A 2,500-nucleotide genomic window follows, 5' to 3' on the forward strand; every position below is an offset into this window, starting at 1 on the left:
CTTTTTTCACTCCTAGTTTCCTCCGCTTAAATTATTTGTAAAAAACCAAATAATTCTAACGGATATTGCCCAGGGTGGGGCCAAATTAAAATTTCAAATGGGGCCAGATCTCAGTAACAAACACACATATGCACAATACAAGTCTGAAAAAGAGCTTTAGGAAAAGCAGATTCAACTGCTTCAGAAAGTCCTTTTAATCCATCAGCACAAAGAATAAATACATCTTCTAAACCGCGATTTTTGAGTTCGGTTAATACCTGTAGCCAAAACTTAGATCCTTCATGTTCACCCAGATACAACCCTAAAACATCTTTTTTCCCTTCAAGATTAATCCCATAAATAACGTATACCGTGCGATTGTTAACGGCGCCATCTAACCGGCATTTTGAAACAAATCCATCTATAAACACTATGGGATATATTTTATCTAATGGGCGATTACGCCACTCGGATACTTCTTCTAATACAGCATCAGTAATTGTAGAAATTAAATCTCGCGATATTTCTGTTCCGTAAAGTGTCGACCGCCATGTTATAAGACCCACTCAAGTTAAAAATCACCAAGCTAATTGACCCACCCTAACCATACAAAAATGGATAAAAAGCAGATTAAAAACCGTGGTAGGGTTGGCGATAATAAATATTATTGCCAGTATTGTGCCTCATAAATTTTATGAGGTTAACTATGAAGAGGAAGATAGCAGTGATAGAAATTGCAGAAATTTTGTATAGGTGGAATTTAGGAATGAGCAAAAGACAAATATCGTATTCATTGGGAGCGTCACGTAATACGGTAAAAAGCATAATTAAAAGCGCAGAAGATTTGGGGCTAGTTCGAGGAGAAGCCGCAAATGTAAAGATTGATGATGTAGCAAGGAATATAACAATGCTGCGTCGTGATAACCAAGGTAACCTTAAGGTGGTACAAACAAAACTAGAGAAGTGGCATGAGCAGTTAAAGATTTGGAGATCCCAACCAAACATGACTGTTACTCAAATGAAGAGGTTACTGGCAGAGCAAGGAGAAATTGTAAGTGATACTGGATTACGAAGATACATTAAGAAATTTTTTCCTGAAATTGATAAGACAGTAACAATTCACTTGGAAACTAGTCCAGCAAAACAAGCTCAGGTTGATTACGGTTATATTGGTATGCTGCTAGATCCTGTTAGTAAAAGACTGCGAAAGAGCTATGCTTTTATTATGACGTTAGCGCATAGCAGACATCGGTTTGTATATTTTGTTTTTAAGCAAGATGTTGCAAGTTGGATTGACTGTCATGTTAGAGCATTTAATTTTTTTGGTGGTATTCCTGAAACTGTATTATTAGATAACTTAAAAGCTGGAGTGATCAAACCACATATTTATGATCCAACCATTAATCGTAGTTACGCAGAATTGGAAAGGCACTATGGATTTATAGTTGACCCAGCAAAAGTAAGAAAACCTGAGCACAAGGGGAAGGTAGAAAGAACAGTTACTATAGTTAAGCAACAAGTAATTGCTGGCAGAGAACATCAAGATATTTGTGCAGCCAATGCTTACGTACGTCATTGGTGCCTTGAAGAAATTGCTCATCGAATAGTGCGAACTACTGGCGAAGCACCATGGGTTCGTTATACCAGAGACGAAAAACCATTATTGTTGCCATTACCTAAAACAGAATTTGAACGCGCCATCTGGCAAGAGGGATTTGTTCATAAAGATCATAATGTGGTATTTGCAGGATCATTTTATTCCGTGCCAACTAAATATATTGAACAAACTGTTTGGCTTAGAGTCACCATGAGAACAGTACAGATTTATCATAATGAGTTATTAATAAAAACCCATGTTCGTGCTAGTAATAAAGGGCAGTGGTTAACAGATCCTAAAGATTATCCTGAATATGTAAGCGAATTTTTAGAAAAGACGCCACAAGCTTGTTTGGGTATGGCGCAGGCCATGGGAGATTCTATATATAAATTAGTTGATGAAATATTGCAAAAGCCTTCAATAACCAACCAAAGAAAAGCGCAAGCTGTTTTACGGTTGTCGAACAAATATGATACCAATAAATGAGATGCTGCATGCAAGCGTTCTATTTTGTTTGGCAATTACAAATATGAAAGTATTAAGCGTATCTTAGAGTTAAGACTAGAAACAGTTGATTCTAAGAAAAATATGTCTGCTAATGGAGCATACTTACGAGAAGCTAGTGAATTTGCAATAGCAGAAGAGATGGTAACCATATGAATATTGAAACATTAAAGCCGCTGCTAAAGCGTTTAGGATTAACTGGGTTTTTAGAAACCTTTGAACAAAGGTTGTTGCAAGCCAGGGATAGCAGTTTAACACATGAAGAATTTATTACTCTATTGTTACAAGATGAAGCACAACGGAGAGATGCTGGCAACTTTCTTAAACGGATAAGTCGTGCAAAATTTGAGGAGCCTAAAACTTTGGAGGGATTGCAATTAACTTGTTATCCAATAAAAGAACAGCAGCTCATTAGAGATT

3 protein-coding genes are annotated in these 2,500 nt (G+C 36.7%); 2 read left to right on the forward strand and 1 reads right to left on the reverse strand.

Annotated elements, in window-relative coordinates:
• Positions 1–110 precede the first annotated feature (110 nt).
• A complete protein-coding gene (locus tag WC622_RS17130; RefSeq protein ID WP_372820905.1) occupies positions 111–545 on the reverse strand; it encodes a transposase in 435 nt (144 codons plus the stop codon).
• A 140-nt stretch (positions 546–685) separates the two neighbouring features.
• Between WC622_RS17130 and istA the strand changes: the two genes are divergently transcribed.
• Both istA and WC622_RS17140 read left to right on the forward strand, forming a co-directional pair.
• Complete coding sequence (gene istA / locus WC622_RS17135; protein ID WP_372820906.1) at positions 686–2,062, forward strand: IS21 family transposase; 1,377 nt, start codon at positions 686–688, stop codon at positions 2,060–2,062.
• 170 nt (positions 2,063–2,232) lie between these two features.
• Positions 2,233–2,500: ATP-binding protein (locus tag WC622_RS17140; protein WP_372820907.1), on the forward strand; the 268-nt coding region annotated here is incomplete at its 3' end.

It is taken from the genome of Pedobacter sp., from assembly GCF_041662865.1.
Classification (GTDB): Bacteria; Bacteroidota; Bacteroidia; order Sphingobacteriales; family Sphingobacteriaceae; genus Pedobacter.